The organism is Dinghuibacter silviterrae, from assembly GCF_004366355.1.
Lineage (GTDB): Bacteria > Bacteroidota > Bacteroidia > Chitinophagales > Chitinophagaceae > Dinghuibacter > Dinghuibacter silviterrae.
The window spans coordinates 967,509-983,513 of the sequence record NZ_SODV01000002.1; the positions used below are offsets into that span (position 1 = coordinate 967,509).

Here is a 16,005-nt window from a genome sequence, read left to right on the forward strand (position 1 = left end):
TCAGGGTCAAAGCCACCATCGGACATGAGACGCCTCCTATTTTGCATTTTCACCCTCAACGCAACCGCCGCGATCGCCCAGTCTGCGGCCACCGCCCAGTCCAAAAAGCCGCTCGACCACAGCGTCTACGACACCTGGGAATCGATCGGCGAACGCCTGATCAGCCCCGACGGTCAATGGATCGCTTATACCGTGGACATACAGGAGGGAGACGGGACCCTGTACGTCACCAACCCCGACACATCCTATCGCCTCCCGATCCCACGGGGCTATATGGCCGCCTTTACCGCCGACAGCCGGTTCCTCGTTTTCCGCATCAAACCGTTATACACCGACATCCGCCAGGCCCGGATCAAAAAGAAAAAACCCGAGGACGGTCCAAAGGATTCCCTCGGCATCCTCAACCTGGAGCGTAAAACAATCTTGCGCGCCCCCCGCGTCAAGAGCTTCCAGCTCCCGGATAAAGAAGGCGACTGCGTCGCCTACGAGGCGGAGCCTGCCGGCGGACCGAAACCAAAGCGGCCGCTTTCGGCGGCGGACCTTTACTTCTCGCGGGGGGACGCGGCCGACGGCGACGACGCCCCCGCGCCCAAAAAACCGGAAGGCGCCGACCTCGTCTTCCGCGACCTCAATACCGGGCACGAAGAGCATTGGCAGGGAGTAGGAGAGTACCAGCTCGCCAGGCGCGGCAACCTCCTGGCCTTTGGCCTCATCGGACGGCCCAAGGATTCGATCGTCACCCGCGGGTTTTGCGTCTGGCACGACGAAGAGACGGATACGATCCTGCACAGCGGTTACGACTACCGGAAGATCGCCATAGACGATACGGGCAGACAGGTTGCCTTTTTGGCGGACCAGGATTCCACAGCAGCGCTGTTGCATTTTTTTCATTTGTACTACTACACACCGGGGACGGATAGCGCGCAATTGTTGGTCTCCAGGACGACCGGGGGGATGAAGGTGGGCTGGACCGTTAGTGAAAACGGAGACGTAGTGTTCAGCCGGAGCGGACGACGGTTGTTGCTGGGTACAGCGCCGGTGGCGCCCCCAAAGGATACAACCCAGGCGGAAACGGAAATAGCCCACCTCGACATCTGGAACTATAAAGACGATTACCTCCAGCCGATGCAGCTAAAGGACAGGGACAAGGAGCTCAAACGAAGCTATCTTTCGGTATATGACCTGGAACGCAAGACCTTTACGCAACTGGCGGATATAAAGATGCCCACGGTGGTGCCTTCGGACGAAGGGGACGGCCCGCTATACCTGGGAATAACGGACTTTGGAAAGCGCATCCCGCTGCAATGGGAAGGCCGGACGCACAAAGACGTATTTGCGGTGGATCCGGTCACGGGTACGGTCACACTGGTCCGGAAGGACGTGGACGGTACGCCCACGATCTCTCCCCTGGGACACTACATTGCCTGGTATGACATGAAGGAGCGGCAATATTCGACCTATACCCCGAAAGGGGGTGTTCGGAAAATCTCTGTGGGGGTGCGCCCCCTCCTGGCGGACGAGCAAAACGACCAACCTAATGAGCCCGACTCCTATGGCATAGCGGGTTGGACAAAGGGGGACAGTGCGGTGTGGGTGTATGACCGGTACGACATCTGGGCGCTGGATCCACAGGGCGCTGGTAAACCCGAAAGGCTGACGTCCGGCCGCCGGAACAGGGATCAATACCGGTACGTTCTCCTGGACAAGGAGGAACGCGCGATCGACACTCGGAAACCTATATGGCTGGACGTGTTTAATGACAGTACCAAATACTCGGGCTTTGCGCTGCTGAATGGCGGTCGCCCGCTGTATGGTCCTTATACATTCCGGCGACTGATCCGCGCAAAGGGTGCGGACCGTTTTTTGTTCACCCGTGAAACCTTTGAAATGCCTGCCGACCTTTGGGTGGGCGGCGAGCCGTCTTCCGGCGGCGGCCTCTCGTCCGCCGTTTGTATCAGTGCGATCAACCCCCAACAGGCCCGGTACAACTGGGGGCACGCGCGGTTGGTACACTGGACGACATTTCAGGGGAAAAAGACGGACGGCATCCTGTATGTCCCCGAAGACTTCGATCCGCACCGGAAGTATCCCATGATCACTTATTTCTACGAGCGCCTTTCGGACGACCTGTACCATTATTTGCCGCCTTCGCCCACGCCCAGTGCGCTCAACATCCCGTTTTTTGTAAGCAGGGGCTACCTCGTATTCACCCCGGACATACGGTATACCATCGGCCACCCGGGCAAAAGCGCCTATGACTATGTCGTCAGCGGGGTCAAGACCCTTTGCAAAAACACCTATGTCGACGCCACCCGTCTCGGCATCCAGGGGCAAAGCTGGGGCGGTTACCAGGTCGCCTACCTCATCACCGCCACCCACCTGTTCAAGGCAGCCTGGGCCGGCGCGCCCGTCGTCAATATGTTCAGCGCCTACGGGGGCATCCGCTGGGAGTCGGGGATGAACCGGCAGTTCCAGTATGAGCACACCCAAAGCCGTATCGGCGCCACACCCTGGCAGCGCCCCGACCTGTACATCGAGAATTCCCCCCTTTTCCACCTACCCCAGGTCACCACGCCGTTGGTCATTATGGCCAACGACGCAGACGGCGCTGTCCCCTGGTACCAGGGCATAGAAATGTTCACCGACATGAAACGCCTGGGCAAACAAGTGTGGATGCTGACGTACAACGGCGAGGCGCATAACCTCATGGAACGCCGCAACCGTAAGGACATACAGATCCGGGAACAGCAGTTTTTCGACTGGCAACTGAAGGGCGCGCGTCCGGCGCGCTGGCTTACCGAGGGGGTGCCCGCCACCGCCAAGGGGCGGACGTGGGGGCTGGAGGCCGATGGGGAATAGGCGCTCGCCAGAGCGCGGCACTGCCGCCCTACGCCGCTGTGGTCAGATACCGCACCAACCTCCGTTTGGCGATGGGTAACAGCGTTTCCTCCAGCGGGTAGGTGAGCTCCGTTTCCACGCTGTAGACCGCCGGGTTAGGCAGGGTCGCCCGGGAGCGAAGCAATTCCGCCTTTATTTGTTCGTAGGTATACACGATGCTCCGGCGCCGGGTTTCGATGTATTCGGTTTTGATGGCGCGGTATTTCTCGTCGTGTTTCTCGAAGATGGACAGGCGATACTGGTACACCCGGGTCTGGCGCGTGGATCCGTTGCTGAGGAACATATAGCCTTCCTGAACGTCCAACGGGATGAGCCCCACGGGTGTGATGGACAGGCGTTCCTCGACAAATTCATAAAGATCGGTTCCGTTCCGGATCGTCGGTGTCAGGCGGCCGATCGCAAATTGGATGATTTCCTCCAACTGGAGCATGATATCCTCGTCTTCCACCATTCGCTCGTAGAGGAGCTGGAGTCGTTCGAGGTCGATCTTCGACAGCCGTTTTGGGAAAAACTTTTGCAGGATCTGTTTGTTTTCCCGGAAGGCGCAGAGGTTGTTGTAATGGAAAATAATATCGGACAGCTGCGGATACAGCTTATTCTCGTCGAAGCAGCGGTTCACCTCCTGGAGATAAGCCAGCAACGTGTACTTTTTCAGCTCGAAATCAATGTACCCTTCGGCGAACCAGGTCTCACTTAACGTCTTCATAGTCGATAATTGTGTTGCGGCGCCGCGGGCGCGCCCCTTTTCCTTAAGCGTTCCTTATGGAATTTACGAAATTCCAGGCAAATTTTATCGACTATAACGGACGTTTAACTTATACGGTCAGGTGCGGATCGAAGTGTTCCAGTTCCTTTGCCACCGCGCTCAGGAAGGTAGATCCGAGGGCACCGTCGATCACCCGGTGATCATAGGAGAGCGACAGGTACATCATGTGCCGGATGGCAATGCTGTCTCCTTCCTTCGTCTCCACGACGACGGGGCGTTTCTTGATGGCGCCTACGGCCAGTATGGCGACCTGGGGTTGATTGATGATAGGGGTCCCCATGATGCTTCCGAAGGTACCGACGTTGGTCAGGGTAAAAGTACCGCCCTGGGTGTCTTCGGGTTTGAGCTTGCCCGTCCGGGCGGCGGCGGCCAGACCGTTGACCTGTTTGGTCAGCCCGACGAGGTTGAGCTGGTCGGCGTTTCTGATGACGGGGACGATGAGGTTGCCGGTGGGCAGGGCGGTAGCCATGCCGATGTTGATGTCCTTCTTGATGATAATCTTGTCTCCGTCGATGCTGCTGTTGAGCCAGGGATATCGTTTCAGGCAACGGACGATGATCTCTATGAAGAGGGGGGTAAAGGTGATCTTTTCCCCTTCCCTTTGCTCAAAGCTCTTTTTGATACGTTCCCGCCAAAGGACCATGTTGGTCACATCTGCTTCGGCGAAGCTGGTGACGTGAGCGCTGGTGTGCTTGCTATCCACCATGTGCTTGGCGATGAGCTTGCGCATCCTGTCCATCTCGACGATTTCTACGTGCTGGCCGGAATAAGCGGCGGGGTTGACGGCAACCGCCGGTTCGGCGGGTGTTGCGGCGGACGCAGACGCGGGTGCGGTTGCCGGTGTGGTTGCCGGCGCCGCATAAGGCCGATCTGCGGCCGGAGCTGAACCGGCCGGCACACTTTGGGCGAGCCGGGACGCCTCACCCGGCGCCGCCTTTACACCACCGGCGTGTCTATGTTCTATATACGTGAGGATGTCCTTTTTGGTGACCCTGCCTTCATTCCCCGACCCGGGGATATGTTCCAGTTCCGACAAGGTGATGCCTTCGCTGGAAGCGATGTTGAGGACGAGCGGAGAGTAAAAGCGGGCCCCGCCGGAAGAAGCGGCGCCGTTTACCGTGACGGGCTGTGGCTGGTAAGGGACGGCCTTCATGAGCTCCTCGACGTCGTCCGGCTCGGAGGCAGCGGCGGAAACAACTGCGGCAGGAGCCGGTGCGGGCATGGGTGCCGGTACGGCATCGCTGCCCACCTCCGTACGGATGCGAGCGATCACCGTCCCCACCGGGACTACGTCGTTTTCCTGGAACAGCACTTCCTCCAATACGCCTTCGGCGGTGGAGGGGACTTCACTATCCACTTTGTCGGTGGCAATCTCAAGGACGGTTTCTTCCTGTTTCACGGGTTCCCCGGGTTTCTTGTTCCAGCGGAGGATCGTGGCTTCCATGATGCTTTCGCCCATCTTCGGCATAACCAGGTCAACAATAGCCATATAGCAAAGGAGTTTCGCTCAAAAGTACTAGTTTTCCAGCACAAACAACCGTAAGTTGTTGAGTGCATTCATCGCGGCCAGTTGCGTATTGATACCCCGGTCCCACCGGAAATGGAATACCTTGGCACTGATGCGCGTTTTGGTCCCGACCGCCACCCACACGGTGCCCACCGGCGTCTCTTCGGAACCGCCGTCAGGGCCGACGATCCCGGATGTAGCGATGGCGTAGTCCGCCGGGATTTGTTCCAGCACCCCCTTCACCATTTGGGTGACCGTGGCCTCGTTGTAAACGCCTCCGGACGCATCCACACCCAGCAGCGTTTCCTTTACAGAAGTCGAATAAGAGACGACGCTCCCCAGGAAATACCGGGACGAGCCCGGTATGCTGGTCAACATTTCCGCCAGCATCCCACCGGTGCAAGACTCCGCTGTCGCCAGGGTTTTGCCTTTTTCGAGGAGAAGGCGCCCGATATAGGCTTCCAGGCTGATGTCTTCGGCGACCACCGTGATGTCTTTGACAAGGGCGCAAAGGGTGGCGAAAAGCCCGTCGATGTCCTGGCCTTCCCCGGTGGCCGTCAGCCGGAGGCGGACGGTGCCGAAATGGGGGAGATACGCCAGCTTGACGGTGTCCGGCAGCCCGGCTTCGAACCCCGTTAGCCGTTCGGCGATCATAGACTCGCCCATGCCGATCGTGAAGACCGTCCGGTGGGCGATGATGGGCGTTTTAAAATGTTGTTGCAAGCGCGGCAGCACCTCGTCGGTCATCAACCCTTTCATCTCTGCGGGTACCCCCGGCATCGAAACGACGACCGTGCCGTTCCGCTCGAACCACATGCCCGGCGCCGTGCCGATGCGGTTAAAAAGAACCGTGCAAACGTCCGGTACTTCGGCTTGTTTGAGGTTCCGTTCGAGCATAGGACCCGGGCGGCGGAACACTTTTTCGAACAGGTATTGCACGTGCGCGAGGACCCGCTCGTCGACGACGAGCTTCCCCCCGAAATACTCTGCCAGCAAGGGTTTGGTGATGTCGTCCGCGGTGGGCCCCAACCCGCCCGTCACCAGGACGATGGAAGAAAGGGCGCACTCGTCATCAAGGGCCTTCCAGATGGCGTCGCGCTGGTCCCCCACCGCGACCCTCCGGTGTACCCATATACCCATCGCATTGAGCCGTTGCGCGATCCACGCGCTGTTGGTATCGACCGTCTGCCCAATCAGCAGTTCGTCTCCTATCGTTATGATGCTGGCCAGCACTTTTTCCATGGAAAAACCTACTTTAGGGCCCAAAGGTATATCGAAATGATGCGTACTCTTCTTTTTTGGATAAGCGTTACCGTTATCAGTGCCCGCGCAGCGGGGCAGACGACGCCCCCGGCGGGCACCCCCGCGGCCACGCGCGGGGCGAAAGCCGCGACGAAAACCGCGACCACGGGAGCCGCGACCCCGGCAGCTACGAAAACCGCCCCGGCAGCGGCCGCCGCGAAAACCGCGCCCACGGCCGGCGGCGCCACGGCAAAGCCCGCGCAAGCCCCGGCGAAGCCCTCGCCGCTTGGCGCCCGCCTCGCGCAAGCCCTCAAGGCCCTGCGCGCCGACCCCCAAATGACCCACGCCATCTATGGCTTTTACATAAAAGATTCTGCAACGGGTAAGGCGATCTGGGACGAAAACAGCCAGACCGGTCTCGCCCCCGCGAGCTGCCAGAAAGTGATCGTTTCCACCGCTTCCCTGGAGCTTCTGGGGGAGGATTTCCAATACCAGACACGCATCGGTTATGATGGGTCGATACAAAACGGTGTGCTCAGGGGCAACCTGTACATCATCGCCAGCGGAGACCCGAGCCTGGGGAGCTGGAGGTATGCAGGGTCGCGCCCGGAAGAAGTCATGGAGGCGATCCACAGCATCCTCCAGGCGTCGGGGATCACGCGAATCGAGGGCAACCTGCTCCTGGACGACCATACTTTTCCCCTGCAGCCCGTACCCCGCGGGTGGGTGTGGGAAGACTTAGGCAACTATTACGGGGCCGGCGCCCAGGGGTTGAACTGGCACGAAAACCAGTACGACCTGGACCTCGAACCCGGGGACAGGGTGGGGGACAGTGTCCGGATCGTTGCGCAAAGACCGGCCCTGGAGGGGGATACCCTCCTCAATGAGCTGACGACCGGCCCGAAGGGCAGCGGTGATCAAAGCAATATTTACTGGGCACCCCTCACAAAACTGGGTTATGTAAACGGCAGCATCCCGGCAGACGGAAAGAACATAACGATTGCCGGGTCTATCCCGGATCCGGGCCGGCTTTTCATCAATGCGCTGGCCGAAAATTTGAAAACCTGGAATATTGCACTCGACGGGAGTGTGCAGAACAGTCTCGACTATACAAGGGCTCACCGGGCCTTCCCGGTTTTTGCCACGGTCATGGGCAGCCTTCCTTCGCCTTCCCTGGACAGCCTTGTCTATTGGTTCCTGAAAAAAAGCATCAACCTCTACGGCGAAGCGCTGGCCAGGACGCTGGCCCTTCAGAAGACGGGGACGGCGGCTACCGACACCGGCGTGTCGGTCATCCGGGACTTCTGGATTAAAAGAGGTGTGGAACGGACGGCGTTTCACATCCAGGATGGGAGCGGGTTATCCCCCCAGAACCGGGTGACGGCGTTTGGCCTGGTACAGGTCCTGGAGTATGCCCGGAAGCGGCCGTGGTTCCGCGCGTTTTATGATGCTTTGCCGGTGATCGACGGGATGACGATGAAAAGCGGGTCCATCGGTGGGGCTCGTGCCTACGCGGGGTATGTGGGGGGGAAGGATGGAAGGAAATATACTTTTGCTTTTATCATCAACAACTATGACGGGAATGGGACCGAGATCCAGCACAAGATGTGGAAAATCTTAGATGAACTCAAGTGAAAAACGGCACCAGCTTCTCCCGAAGCGCCGCCGGCATATCCGTCCGTTGCATGTCCCCCGCAGTCATAAAGTACAACAAGACTTTCCCGGACGTCAGGAGCTTCCCCGCTTCGCTGAGGACTTCCTGGTGAAAGGTGATCCGGTGGCCCTCCGGGAGTTCCCGGAGGGTCGTTCGGATAGTGAGCAGGTCGTCGTATTTCGCGGGGCGCAGGAAACGCGCGGTCCATTCGATGACGGGCATGATGACGCCCGATGCTTCCATTTCCTTGTAGGTGATGCCCAAGGTGCGGATGGCTTCTACACGGCCCACCTCAAAGTATTCTACGTAGTTGCCATGATAGACCACATCCATCTGGTCGGTCTCGCCGTAGCGGACGCGGACCTGCGTCGTTGCTATAAACATTTCGAATTAGTTCAGCATCCCGTCCACGCTGATCCGCCCGGGCCCGACAAAGAGCAGGGCCAGGAACGCCGTCAGGTACAGCCACGCCAGCTCCGTGCTCATCAGTCCCTGGTGGCGGTGTACGATGGCCAGGGCAACCCCGAGCGTGATGATAAGGGGTATGAGTGCGATCCGGGTCACAAAACCGATGATGACCAGGGCGCCGCACAGCACCTCGGCAAAAAGCACGAGCACGAGCGAAATACGGTGCCCGATATGAAGCGGGTCGGGAAACGTATATTGCAGGGTGGAGAAGTTCATCAGCTTTTCAACGCCATGGTGCCAAAGGATGATGAAGCCAAAAGCAAGCCGCAGGATAAGCGTGGCGAAATTGAATGCGCCTTCAGAGTAGTTGGTGGATGTTAATTTGCTCATATATACTGCTATAGGGTAGGGGCGAAGGTACGGTTTTTGTATCTTTACATACTATAACCTGTGAAAAAGCCGTTATTATCATCAATATACCTAATCCATAGCATGACGAAGCACTTGATTCTCCTTTCAGGATTGGTTTTTTGTATATGCACCTTGCAGGCCCAGCCCTCCGCGATTCATACAGACCCCGATGCGAAATTCAAACAGGCGGAGTGGTTCTTCAACCACGAGCAATATACCCTGGCCCTGCCTTTGCTTCGCGAGCTCCAGCAGGGATTAAGGGAGCCGGGCGCCGATCCCCAGTCGCTCAAGACGGATGAGATCTACTTTTACCTTTATGCCAGTCAGTTGTTGGACGACGAGAACGACGCGGTGGAACCGGCCAAGGAGTATATCAATTCCGTTAACAACCAGGCCCGGGTCCAGGAATTGTCGTTCTACTTAGGGGACTACTACTACAGGCGCAAGGACTTCGCCAAGGCGTTGACCTACCTGGAGGGGGCCGGTATCGCCAACCTGAGCAACGACGAAATTGCCAAGCAGAAGTTTGAACTGGGATACGCCTATTTCAGCGAAAAACAATACGACAAGGCAAAACCCCTTCTTGACGCGATCCGCCAGGTACCGGGTGATCCCCATTATGTGGACGCGAACTACTATTACGGCTATATCGCCTATGCGGACAAACAGTTTCCCGTAGCCCTGGACTGTTTTCAAAAGGCAGAGGCCAACCCTGCGTACCAGGGTACCGCTTCCTTTTATGAAACCGAGATCTACTATTTCCTCGGTCAGAAGGACAAGGCCCTGAGCAAGGGCGCGGCCGTCCTGAAGCAATACCTGGGCAGCTCCTACGCCCTTGAGTTAAACCGGCTGGTCGGACACATGTATTTTGAAAGAAAAGAATTCGCCAAGGCGCTTCCCTACCTTGAAGCGTATATGAACGGATCCGACAAGATCACGAGGGAGGAGATGTACGAGCTGAGCTATTGTTATTACCAGAATGCCCAATACGACAAAGCGATTGATGGTTTCAAGCAACTGAGCGACCGGACCGATTCCCTCAGCCAAAGCTCGATGTACCTATTAGGCGACGCCTACCTGAAGACCGGGCAGAAAGCGAGCGCCCGAAACGCGTTTTCTTTTTGCGCCGACAACAGCAGCTATCCCCAGCAGCGGGAAGTGTCCCTGTTCAACTACGGCAAGCTGTCCGTCGAGCTGGGATACCAGAACATCGCGCTGACGAGCCTGAAGAAATTCCTGTCGGCCTACCCCCAGTCCACCTATGCGCCGGAAGCCCGGGAGCTGCTCGTGGGGCTGCTGGCCAACACCAGCAACTACCGGGAAGCGCTCGAACTCCTGCAAGGCATTCAGAACCCGTCCGAAACGACCCAGCGCCTGTATCCCCGCATCCTCTACGGACGCGCGGTGGAGTACATCAACGACCAGCAACTCACCGAGGCCGACGACCTGCTTGGGAAGGTGCTGGCGGCGCCCTACCACGACCAGGTGCTGGCCCCGACCCTTTTCTGGAAAGGAGAGCTGGCGTACAGAGCCGGCAAATACGATACGGCGATCCGCTACCTCGATCAATACCTGAGGAGCGGCCGGACCGGCCAGGGGGACATTGGTGCAAAGGAAGCCAGGTATGACATGGGGTATTGTCTTTTCCAACTCCAGGACTACAACCAGGCGCTTGGGTATTTTCAGCAGGTAGCCAGGACGGCGACACCGGCCATTGGAACCCCCGCGGTCGAACAGGACGCGTATGTAAGGGCCGGGGATTGCTATTTCGTAGCGCGTGACTATCGAAGGGCCAAGGAAAACTACGACCTGGCACTGACCTACCACTGGCAGGGGAGCGACTATGCGCTTTACCAGGAAGCGATGATCGCGGGCATCACTAACGGCAATGCTAAAGTGAAGTTGCTCCAGCAGGTGGCCCGGACATATCCGGGTAGCCGCCTGGTGTCCGAAAGCAACATGGAGATCGCCAACACCCTTATCGCGGAAGAACGCTTTTCGGACGCGATACCCTACCTCAACAACATCGCGGCGGATCCCTCTGCGACGACCCTGAAACCAAAGGTGCTCCTGAAGCTGGGGGTTGTCAACTATAACCTGAATAAAACCGACGCTGCGCTGGCTTCGTACAAACAGCTCGTGCAGCAATACCCCAACGCCCCCGAAGCCGACGAGGCCCTGGCGAATATCAAGTCCATCTACGTCGACCTGGGAAGGCCGGGCGATTATATATCCTACGCCAATACGACGGGCAAAAGCGTCTCGGGGAGCGAGGCCGACTCGCTGACGTATGCGGCGGCACAGCTTCAATACGACAACGGCAGTTGTCCCGACGCCGTACGCCAGTTTGCCGACTATATCGCCAAATACCCACAGGGGGCGCACCTGATCCCCGCTCACTTTTATAGTGCCGAGTGTCTTTCCCAGCAAAAGAAATGGCCGGAAGCGCTCGCCGGTTACGACTACGTGGTCGGCCAGGGGGACAGCAAATACGCTGAGAAGTCCGCACTGGCGGCTTCCCGGATCGCCTATTTCGAGTTAAAGGACATCCCTTCGGCCAGCATTTATTTCAGCCGGTTGAGGGACTATGCCACCAGCGACCAGAACCAGATGGAGGCTCTGAGGGGGATGCTCCGTTGTCAATACGCGCTCCAGCACTATGACTCCGCCTCCCTCGTGGCCCGCGACCTGCTGTCCCGTAAAGGACTGAGCTCGGACGATAAGGCGCTGGGTGCCCTGGTCACCGGGAAAAACCAGCAGCTCCAGGGTCAAGACGACCAGGCGGCCGTCTCCTATAAAACCGTTATTTCCCTCAACCGGGGCGAATGGGCTGCCGAAGCGAGGTACGAGATCGCCCACATCCTCCTGGACCAGAACAACCTCAATGCCGCGGAAAAGGCCGGTTTCGAGGTCATCAACAAAAGCGGGTCATACGACCTCTGGGTGACCAAAGCTTACTTGTTGCTGGGGGATGTCTATGACAAACGCAAGGACTATTTCAACGCCAAGGCGACCTTCCAGAGCATTGCGCAGAACGCCTCTATTCCCGAACTGAAACAGCTCGCCCAACAGCGGCTGGACCAGGTCAAAGCGGAAGAAGCCCAACATTCCAAAATCGGTGATCAATAAGATATGAAGCAACGCAACATTCTACTGATAGGCATGGCCACGCTCGGGTCCTTTACGGTACACGCCCAGGATAAGGACACGGTATTGCCCAACCGTACGGTCAACGTGACGTCCACGTATAAACCCGTTTTGCAGACCGCTTCCAAGATCAACTTTAACGCCACCCTTCCGGCCGTGGACAACAAGCTCCCCGTGCTGACTTATGATATTCCCGCCCCCAGCCTGTACTTCAGCTATCTCCCCGCCGGTCTGGAGCCGATGATTATGCAGCCCGACTCAAACGGTATCCACGAGAACGCGAACTATGTCAAGGCCGGGTTTGGCAATTTTACCACCCCTTATGCAGAGGCCGGGTTTAGCTTTGGGAACAAAGACAACATGTTTGGCCTTTACGCAAGCCATATATCCTCCAAGGGCAATATCCAGTTCCAGAACTACAGCAATACCGCCGTCCAGGCCGACGGCCATGTCCATACCGGCAACTCGATCCTCTATGGCAAAGTAGGGTACAAGCTCGACGAGTACAACCAGTATGGCTACAACCACAGCCTGTACACGTTTTCCCAGGACCAGATCGCCCACAATTTCACGACGTTTCACGCACAGGTCGGGCTTCGCAACGCGACCTCCAACGAATATGGCTTTTCCTACGATCCCAACGTCGACTTCAACGTCTTTAGGGACAACCGGAGCGGTAACGAGATCAATGCGCTGGTGTCCGTACCCCTGGAGCGTCGTTTCGGCGACAACTGGGCCTTCCGTGTCAATGTCGCGGGTGACCTCACCTTCTACAAAACCGATTCGCTGGCCAGTACGATCACCAACAACATCTTTTATGTCACACCCGTCCTGAACTATCACAATGAGGTCTTTACCCTCAACGCAGGGATCAACCCCAGTTGGGACAACAGCGCGGGGGGGAAATTCAATCTTTTTCCCCACATCGATTTCAGCCTGAAGCTCACCGAACCGCTCTCCCTGATCGGAGGCTGGAACGGGTACTATCAAAAGAATACCTATCAGTACCTCGAAAGCCTCAACCCTTATGTAGACCAACCCCTGTCGCAATACAACACCGAGGTCAGGAACCTGTGGGGCGGGATCAAAGGGAGCGCCGGTCCCCATGTAACGTATATGGCTAAAATGTCTTATGTAACATACGCCGACCTGCCGCTTTTTGTCAACGATACGATAACGGGCATGGGTTTTGAGACGGTCAAGGAGTCCAAGTTGAACGAGTTGCAGGTCCACGGTGAACTCGGGTTTACCGCGCCGGGAAATTTCAGCCTGACGGTGGGGGCCGACATCAATAATTTTATCAGTCAGTCGTCCCAGCCCGAACCCTGGGAGCTCCTGCCCTTCGACCTGAACGCCAAGCTGCGCTGGCAACCCGTCAAGGACGTCACCCTCAAGGCCGACCTCTTTACCTGGCAGGGGCCGTACTACCGTACCCTGGGCAAGACCGAAGCACAGCAGAGCGGCGCCTTCGACGTCAACGCGGGCATCCAGTTCAATATTTCCAAAACCGTCGGACTTTGGCTGGATTGCAACAACATCCTGAACAACACATACCAGCGCTGGAATCAATATGACGTGCTCGGCTTTAATATTCTGGGGGGAGTTGTATTTTCGTTCGGCCAGCGACGCTAGCGACAGAAAAATATGAAGGAAATCCTTTTAAAATATTTGCTGCAATACCAGCAGTTGGGCCTCCCGGGTATCGGCTTCGTGCAAGTCTATATCCGGGCCAGCCAGACGGACATCGTCAACAAGCGTATCCTGCCCCCCACGCCGGCTGCCCGGATCACCCCGGAAATACCCGTTCCGGCGCACCACGACCAGGTCCGGTTTATCTCCCGCAGTATGCAGGTCTCCGAGGCCGTGGCCGAGCGGCAACTGGATGACTTTTGCACCGCGGCTGTCGAAGGTATCCGAAAGGGCGTTCCCCTCGAATGGGACGGTTTTGGCATCATCCGCAAAGGCATTGCCGGGGATATGACCTTCGACCTGACCTCCAAATCTATTTTTGCCTTCCCTCCCGTTGCCGCTGAAAGGGTCATCCACCCCAACGCCGAGCATACGATCCAGGTGGGGGATACCGAAAAGACCAATACCGAAATGGCTGAGCTGCTCCAGGAGGAGGCTTCGTCGCGCCGCCGGTCCCGCTGGTGGGTGTGGGCGCTGATTCTTGCCGTGATCGGCATCACCGTGCTGGCCTATTATATGTATGACCATAACGGGCACGTCGATGCTTTTCGGAACCAGCAGGCATTGCCGCAGAATACGCCGTAAAAGCCTTTTCTTTGCACCAGCATGATCCATTACGACCGTTGCCCCGTCTGCGGGGCGTCCACGATCCATCCCGCCCTGGAGGCAAAAGATTATACGGTATCCGGCCAAACATTCGCCATCTGGCATTGTGACGGCTGCACCGTCCGTTTTACCCAGGACGTACCGGGAATCGAAGATATTGGTCCCTATTACCAGTCGGATGCCTACATATCGCACAGCGACACCAGGGAAGGCCTCGTCAACAGTCTTTACCATAAGGTGCGCGCCTATACCTTGCAGTCCAAACGAAAGCTCGTGGAGCGTGCCTCCGGGAAAAAAGCCGGAGACCTGCTGGACATCGGCTGCGGGACGGGGGCGTTTTTACATACGATGCAAACTGCCGGCTGGACGGTCAAAGGCCTGGAACCCGACGCGGGTGCCCGGGAGAAGGCGGCTTCGCTGTATGGCCTGACGGTACAGCCCGTACACGAACTGTTTGACCTGCCCCCTGCGTCCTGCGACGTCATCACCCTCTGGCACGTGCTGGAACATGTGCACGACCTGAAGGCCTACGTGGACCAGTTCAGGAAACTCTTAAAACCCGGGGGAACCCTGATCATCGCGGTACCCAACTATACTTCCTTTGATGCGGACCGGTATGGGGCGGCCTGGGCGGCCTACGACGTGCCCCGGCATCTGTATCACTTCTCCCCGGCCTCCATGGAGCGCCTGCTCCAGCCCGTGGGTTTGCGCGTGACCGGTCTGCAACCCATGTGGTTTGACAGCTTTTACGTGAGCATGCTCAGCGAGCGGTACAAAAGCGGACACGAGAACCTGATCGGGGCGGTGTTTACCGGGTTGCGCTCGAACGGGAAGGCATGGGGCAATACCGCGCTATGCTCGTCGGTCATCTACGTGTGCCGCTAGCGCGGAGTTATTGGAACTGAATCTCAAACATCGCCGGCCAGTACTTCCCGGTGATGTATAGTTTCCCGGTCTGGTCGTCATACGCAATCCCGTTGAGCACGGCGTTGCTGTCATACACCGTTTCGCCTTCGTGTTTGAGGAGGTTGGAGAAATCGGCCTTTCCGACCACGTTTCCGGTGGCCGGATCGATCTTATAGATATAATCGGTTTGCCAGATATTGGCATAGATAAAGCCGTGGATATATTCCAGCTCGTTGATGTTGTTAACGAGGTTGCTCCCATCCGTCACATTGATCACCCTTACCGAATCCAGGGTAGCCGGATCCCGGTAATAGATCATGGAGGACCCGTCACTGATGATGAGGTGGGTGCTGTCGTGGGTCATTCCCCAACCCTCGGTGCGGAGCGTGAATTGCCGGAGCAGGTTAAAGGAAAGGTCGTACTGTAAAACGACATGGTTCTGCCAGGTCAACTGGTAGATCTTGTCCCCGAAGATGGTAATCCCTTCCCCGAAGTACGCCTTATCCAGGTCCACTTTTTGGAGCACTTTACCGGTGGCCAGGTCTACCTTCCGCAGTTGGGACTCGCCCTTTTCCCCCGTGCCCTCGTAAAGAACGCCTTTAAAAAACTCCAGCCCCTGTGTAAAGGCGGTCGTGTCGTGGGGAAGCTTGCGGATGATCTTATAATGGAGGGCCAGCGGATCGTTGCTGGTGGAATCGCCGCTGTCGTGGTTGCAGGCAGTTGCCAGGAAAAGTAAGACAAGGGGTAACCACCCCATTTTTTGACCCATAT

12 protein-coding genes are annotated in these 16,005 nt (G+C 57.5%); 6 read left to right on the forward strand and 6 right to left on the reverse strand.

The window, feature by feature from the left end; genetic code table 11:
* Window positions 1–24: 24 nt before the first annotated feature.
* On the forward strand, window positions 25–2,859 hold the full coding sequence (locus EDB95_RS21290) for a S9 family peptidase (RefSeq protein ID WP_133996960.1): 2,835 nt from the start codon (window positions 25–27) through the stop codon (window positions 2,857–2,859).
* A 28-nt stretch (window positions 2,860–2,887) separates the two neighbouring features.
* On the opposite strand, the gene EDB95_RS21295 is transcribed toward EDB95_RS21290, so the two are convergent.
* From EDB95_RS21295 to EDB95_RS21305, 3 genes are all read right to left on the reverse strand, one after another.
* Window positions 2,888–3,604 (reverse strand): hypothetical protein, encoded by a 717-nt coding sequence (locus tag EDB95_RS21295; protein WP_133996963.1) that lies wholly within the window; start codon window positions 3,602–3,604, stop codon window positions 2,888–2,890.
* A 109-nt stretch (window positions 3,605–3,713) separates the two neighbouring features.
* Window positions 3,714–5,153, reverse strand: a complete 1,440-nt coding sequence (locus tag EDB95_RS21300; protein ID WP_133996966.1) for a dihydrolipoamide acetyltransferase family protein — start codon at window positions 5,151–5,153, stop codon at window positions 3,714–3,716.
* Between the two features lie 27 nt (window positions 5,154–5,180).
* Window positions 5,181–6,413: a CinA family nicotinamide mononucleotide deamidase-related protein gene (locus EDB95_RS21305; protein ID WP_133996969.1), complete on the reverse strand. Its 1,233-nt coding sequence runs from the start codon at window positions 6,411–6,413 to the stop codon at window positions 5,181–5,183.
* A 39-nt stretch (window positions 6,414–6,452) separates the two neighbouring features.
* Here EDB95_RS21305 and dacB point away from each other — a divergent pair, with 39 nt between their 5' ends.
* Window positions 6,453–8,048: a D-alanyl-D-alanine carboxypeptidase/D-alanyl-D-alanine endopeptidase gene (dacB, locus tag EDB95_RS21310; protein ID WP_133996972.1), complete on the forward strand. Its 1,596-nt coding sequence runs from the start codon at window positions 6,453–6,455 to the stop codon at window positions 8,046–8,048.
* Here the strand turns inward: dacB and EDB95_RS21315 are convergent.
* Window positions 8,041–8,451 (reverse strand): acyl-CoA thioesterase, encoded by a 411-nt coding sequence (locus tag EDB95_RS21315; protein WP_133996975.1) that lies wholly within the window; start codon window positions 8,449–8,451, stop codon window positions 8,041–8,043. The two genes, dacB and EDB95_RS21315, sit on opposite strands and share 8 nt — an antisense overlap.
* Window positions 8,452–8,457: 6 nt before the next feature.
* Window positions 8,458–8,865: a DoxX family protein gene (locus EDB95_RS21320; protein ID WP_133996978.1), complete on the reverse strand. Its 408-nt coding sequence runs from the start codon at window positions 8,863–8,865 to the stop codon at window positions 8,458–8,460.
* A gap of 102 nt (window positions 8,866–8,967) precedes the next feature.
* Between EDB95_RS21320 and EDB95_RS21325 the strand changes: the two genes are divergently transcribed.
* The 4 genes from EDB95_RS21325 to EDB95_RS21340 are packed head-to-tail and all read left to right on the forward strand — an operon-like array spanning window position 8,968 to window position 15,213.
* Complete coding sequence (locus EDB95_RS21325) at window positions 8,968–12,015, forward strand: tetratricopeptide repeat protein (protein WP_133996981.1); 3,048 nt, start codon at window positions 8,968–8,970, stop codon at window positions 12,013–12,015.
* A 3-nt stretch (window positions 12,016–12,018) separates the two neighbouring features.
* On the forward strand, window positions 12,019–13,665 hold the full coding sequence (locus EDB95_RS21330) for a TonB-dependent receptor (RefSeq protein WP_133996984.1): 1,647 nt from the start codon (window positions 12,019–12,021) through the stop codon (window positions 13,663–13,665).
* A 12-nt stretch (window positions 13,666–13,677) separates the two neighbouring features.
* Window positions 13,678–14,307 carry a hypothetical protein gene (locus EDB95_RS21335; RefSeq protein ID WP_133996987.1) on the forward strand — a complete coding sequence of 210 codons (630 nt, stop codon included), beginning with the start codon at window positions 13,678–13,680 and terminating at the stop codon, window positions 14,305–14,307.
* 21 nt (window positions 14,308–14,328) lie between these two features.
* Window positions 14,329–15,213 carry a class I SAM-dependent methyltransferase gene (locus EDB95_RS21340; protein WP_133996990.1) on the forward strand — a complete coding sequence of 295 codons (885 nt, stop codon included), beginning with the start codon at window positions 14,329–14,331 and terminating at the stop codon, window positions 15,211–15,213.
* 7 nt (window positions 15,214–15,220) lie between these two features.
* Here the strand turns inward: EDB95_RS21340 and EDB95_RS21345 are convergent, their stop codons facing one another.
* On the reverse strand, window positions 15,221–15,991 hold the full coding sequence (locus EDB95_RS21345; protein ID WP_162852713.1) for a glutaminyl-peptide cyclotransferase: 771 nt from the start codon (window positions 15,989–15,991) through the stop codon (window positions 15,221–15,223).
* Between the last annotated feature and the right edge of the window lie 14 nt (window positions 15,992–16,005).

Bases quoted from the DNA above. Each gene is read 5' to 3' on its own strand.
- EDB95_RS21290 (WP_133996960.1), top strand. From the start codon at position 25: ATGAGACGCCTCCTATTTTGCATTTTCACCCTCAACGCAACCGCCGCG.
- EDB95_RS21295 (WP_133996963.1), bottom strand. From the start codon at position 3,604: ATGAAGACGTTAAGTGAGACCTGGTTCGCCGAAGGGTACATTGATTTC.
- EDB95_RS21300 (WP_133996966.1), bottom strand. From the start codon at position 5,153: ATGGCTATTGTTGACCTGGTTATGCCGAAGATGGGCGAAAGCATCATG.
- EDB95_RS21305 (WP_133996969.1), bottom strand. From the start codon at position 6,413: ATGGAAAAAGTGCTGGCCAGCATCATAACGATAGGAGACGAACTGCTG.
- dacB (WP_133996972.1), top strand. From the start codon at position 6,453: ATGCGTACTCTTCTTTTTTGGATAAGCGTTACCGTTATCAGTGCCCGC.
- EDB95_RS21315 (WP_133996975.1), bottom strand. From the start codon at position 8,451: ATGTTTATAGCAACGACGCAGGTCCGCGTCCGCTACGGCGAGACCGAC.
- EDB95_RS21320 (WP_133996978.1), bottom strand. From the start codon at position 8,865: ATGAGCAAATTAACATCCACCAACTACTCTGAAGGCGCATTCAATTTC.
- EDB95_RS21325 (WP_133996981.1), top strand. From the start codon at position 8,968: ATGACGAAGCACTTGATTCTCCTTTCAGGATTGGTTTTTTGTATATGC.
- EDB95_RS21330 (WP_133996984.1), top strand. From the start codon at position 12,019: ATGAAGCAACGCAACATTCTACTGATAGGCATGGCCACGCTCGGGTCC.
- EDB95_RS21335 (WP_133996987.1), top strand. From the start codon at position 13,678: ATGAAGGAAATCCTTTTAAAATATTTGCTGCAATACCAGCAGTTGGGC.
- EDB95_RS21340 (WP_133996990.1), top strand. From the start codon at position 14,329: ATGATCCATTACGACCGTTGCCCCGTCTGCGGGGCGTCCACGATCCAT.
- EDB95_RS21345 (WP_162852713.1), bottom strand. From the start codon at position 15,991: ATGGGGTGGTTACCCCTTGTCTTACTTTTCCTGGCAACTGCCTGCAAC.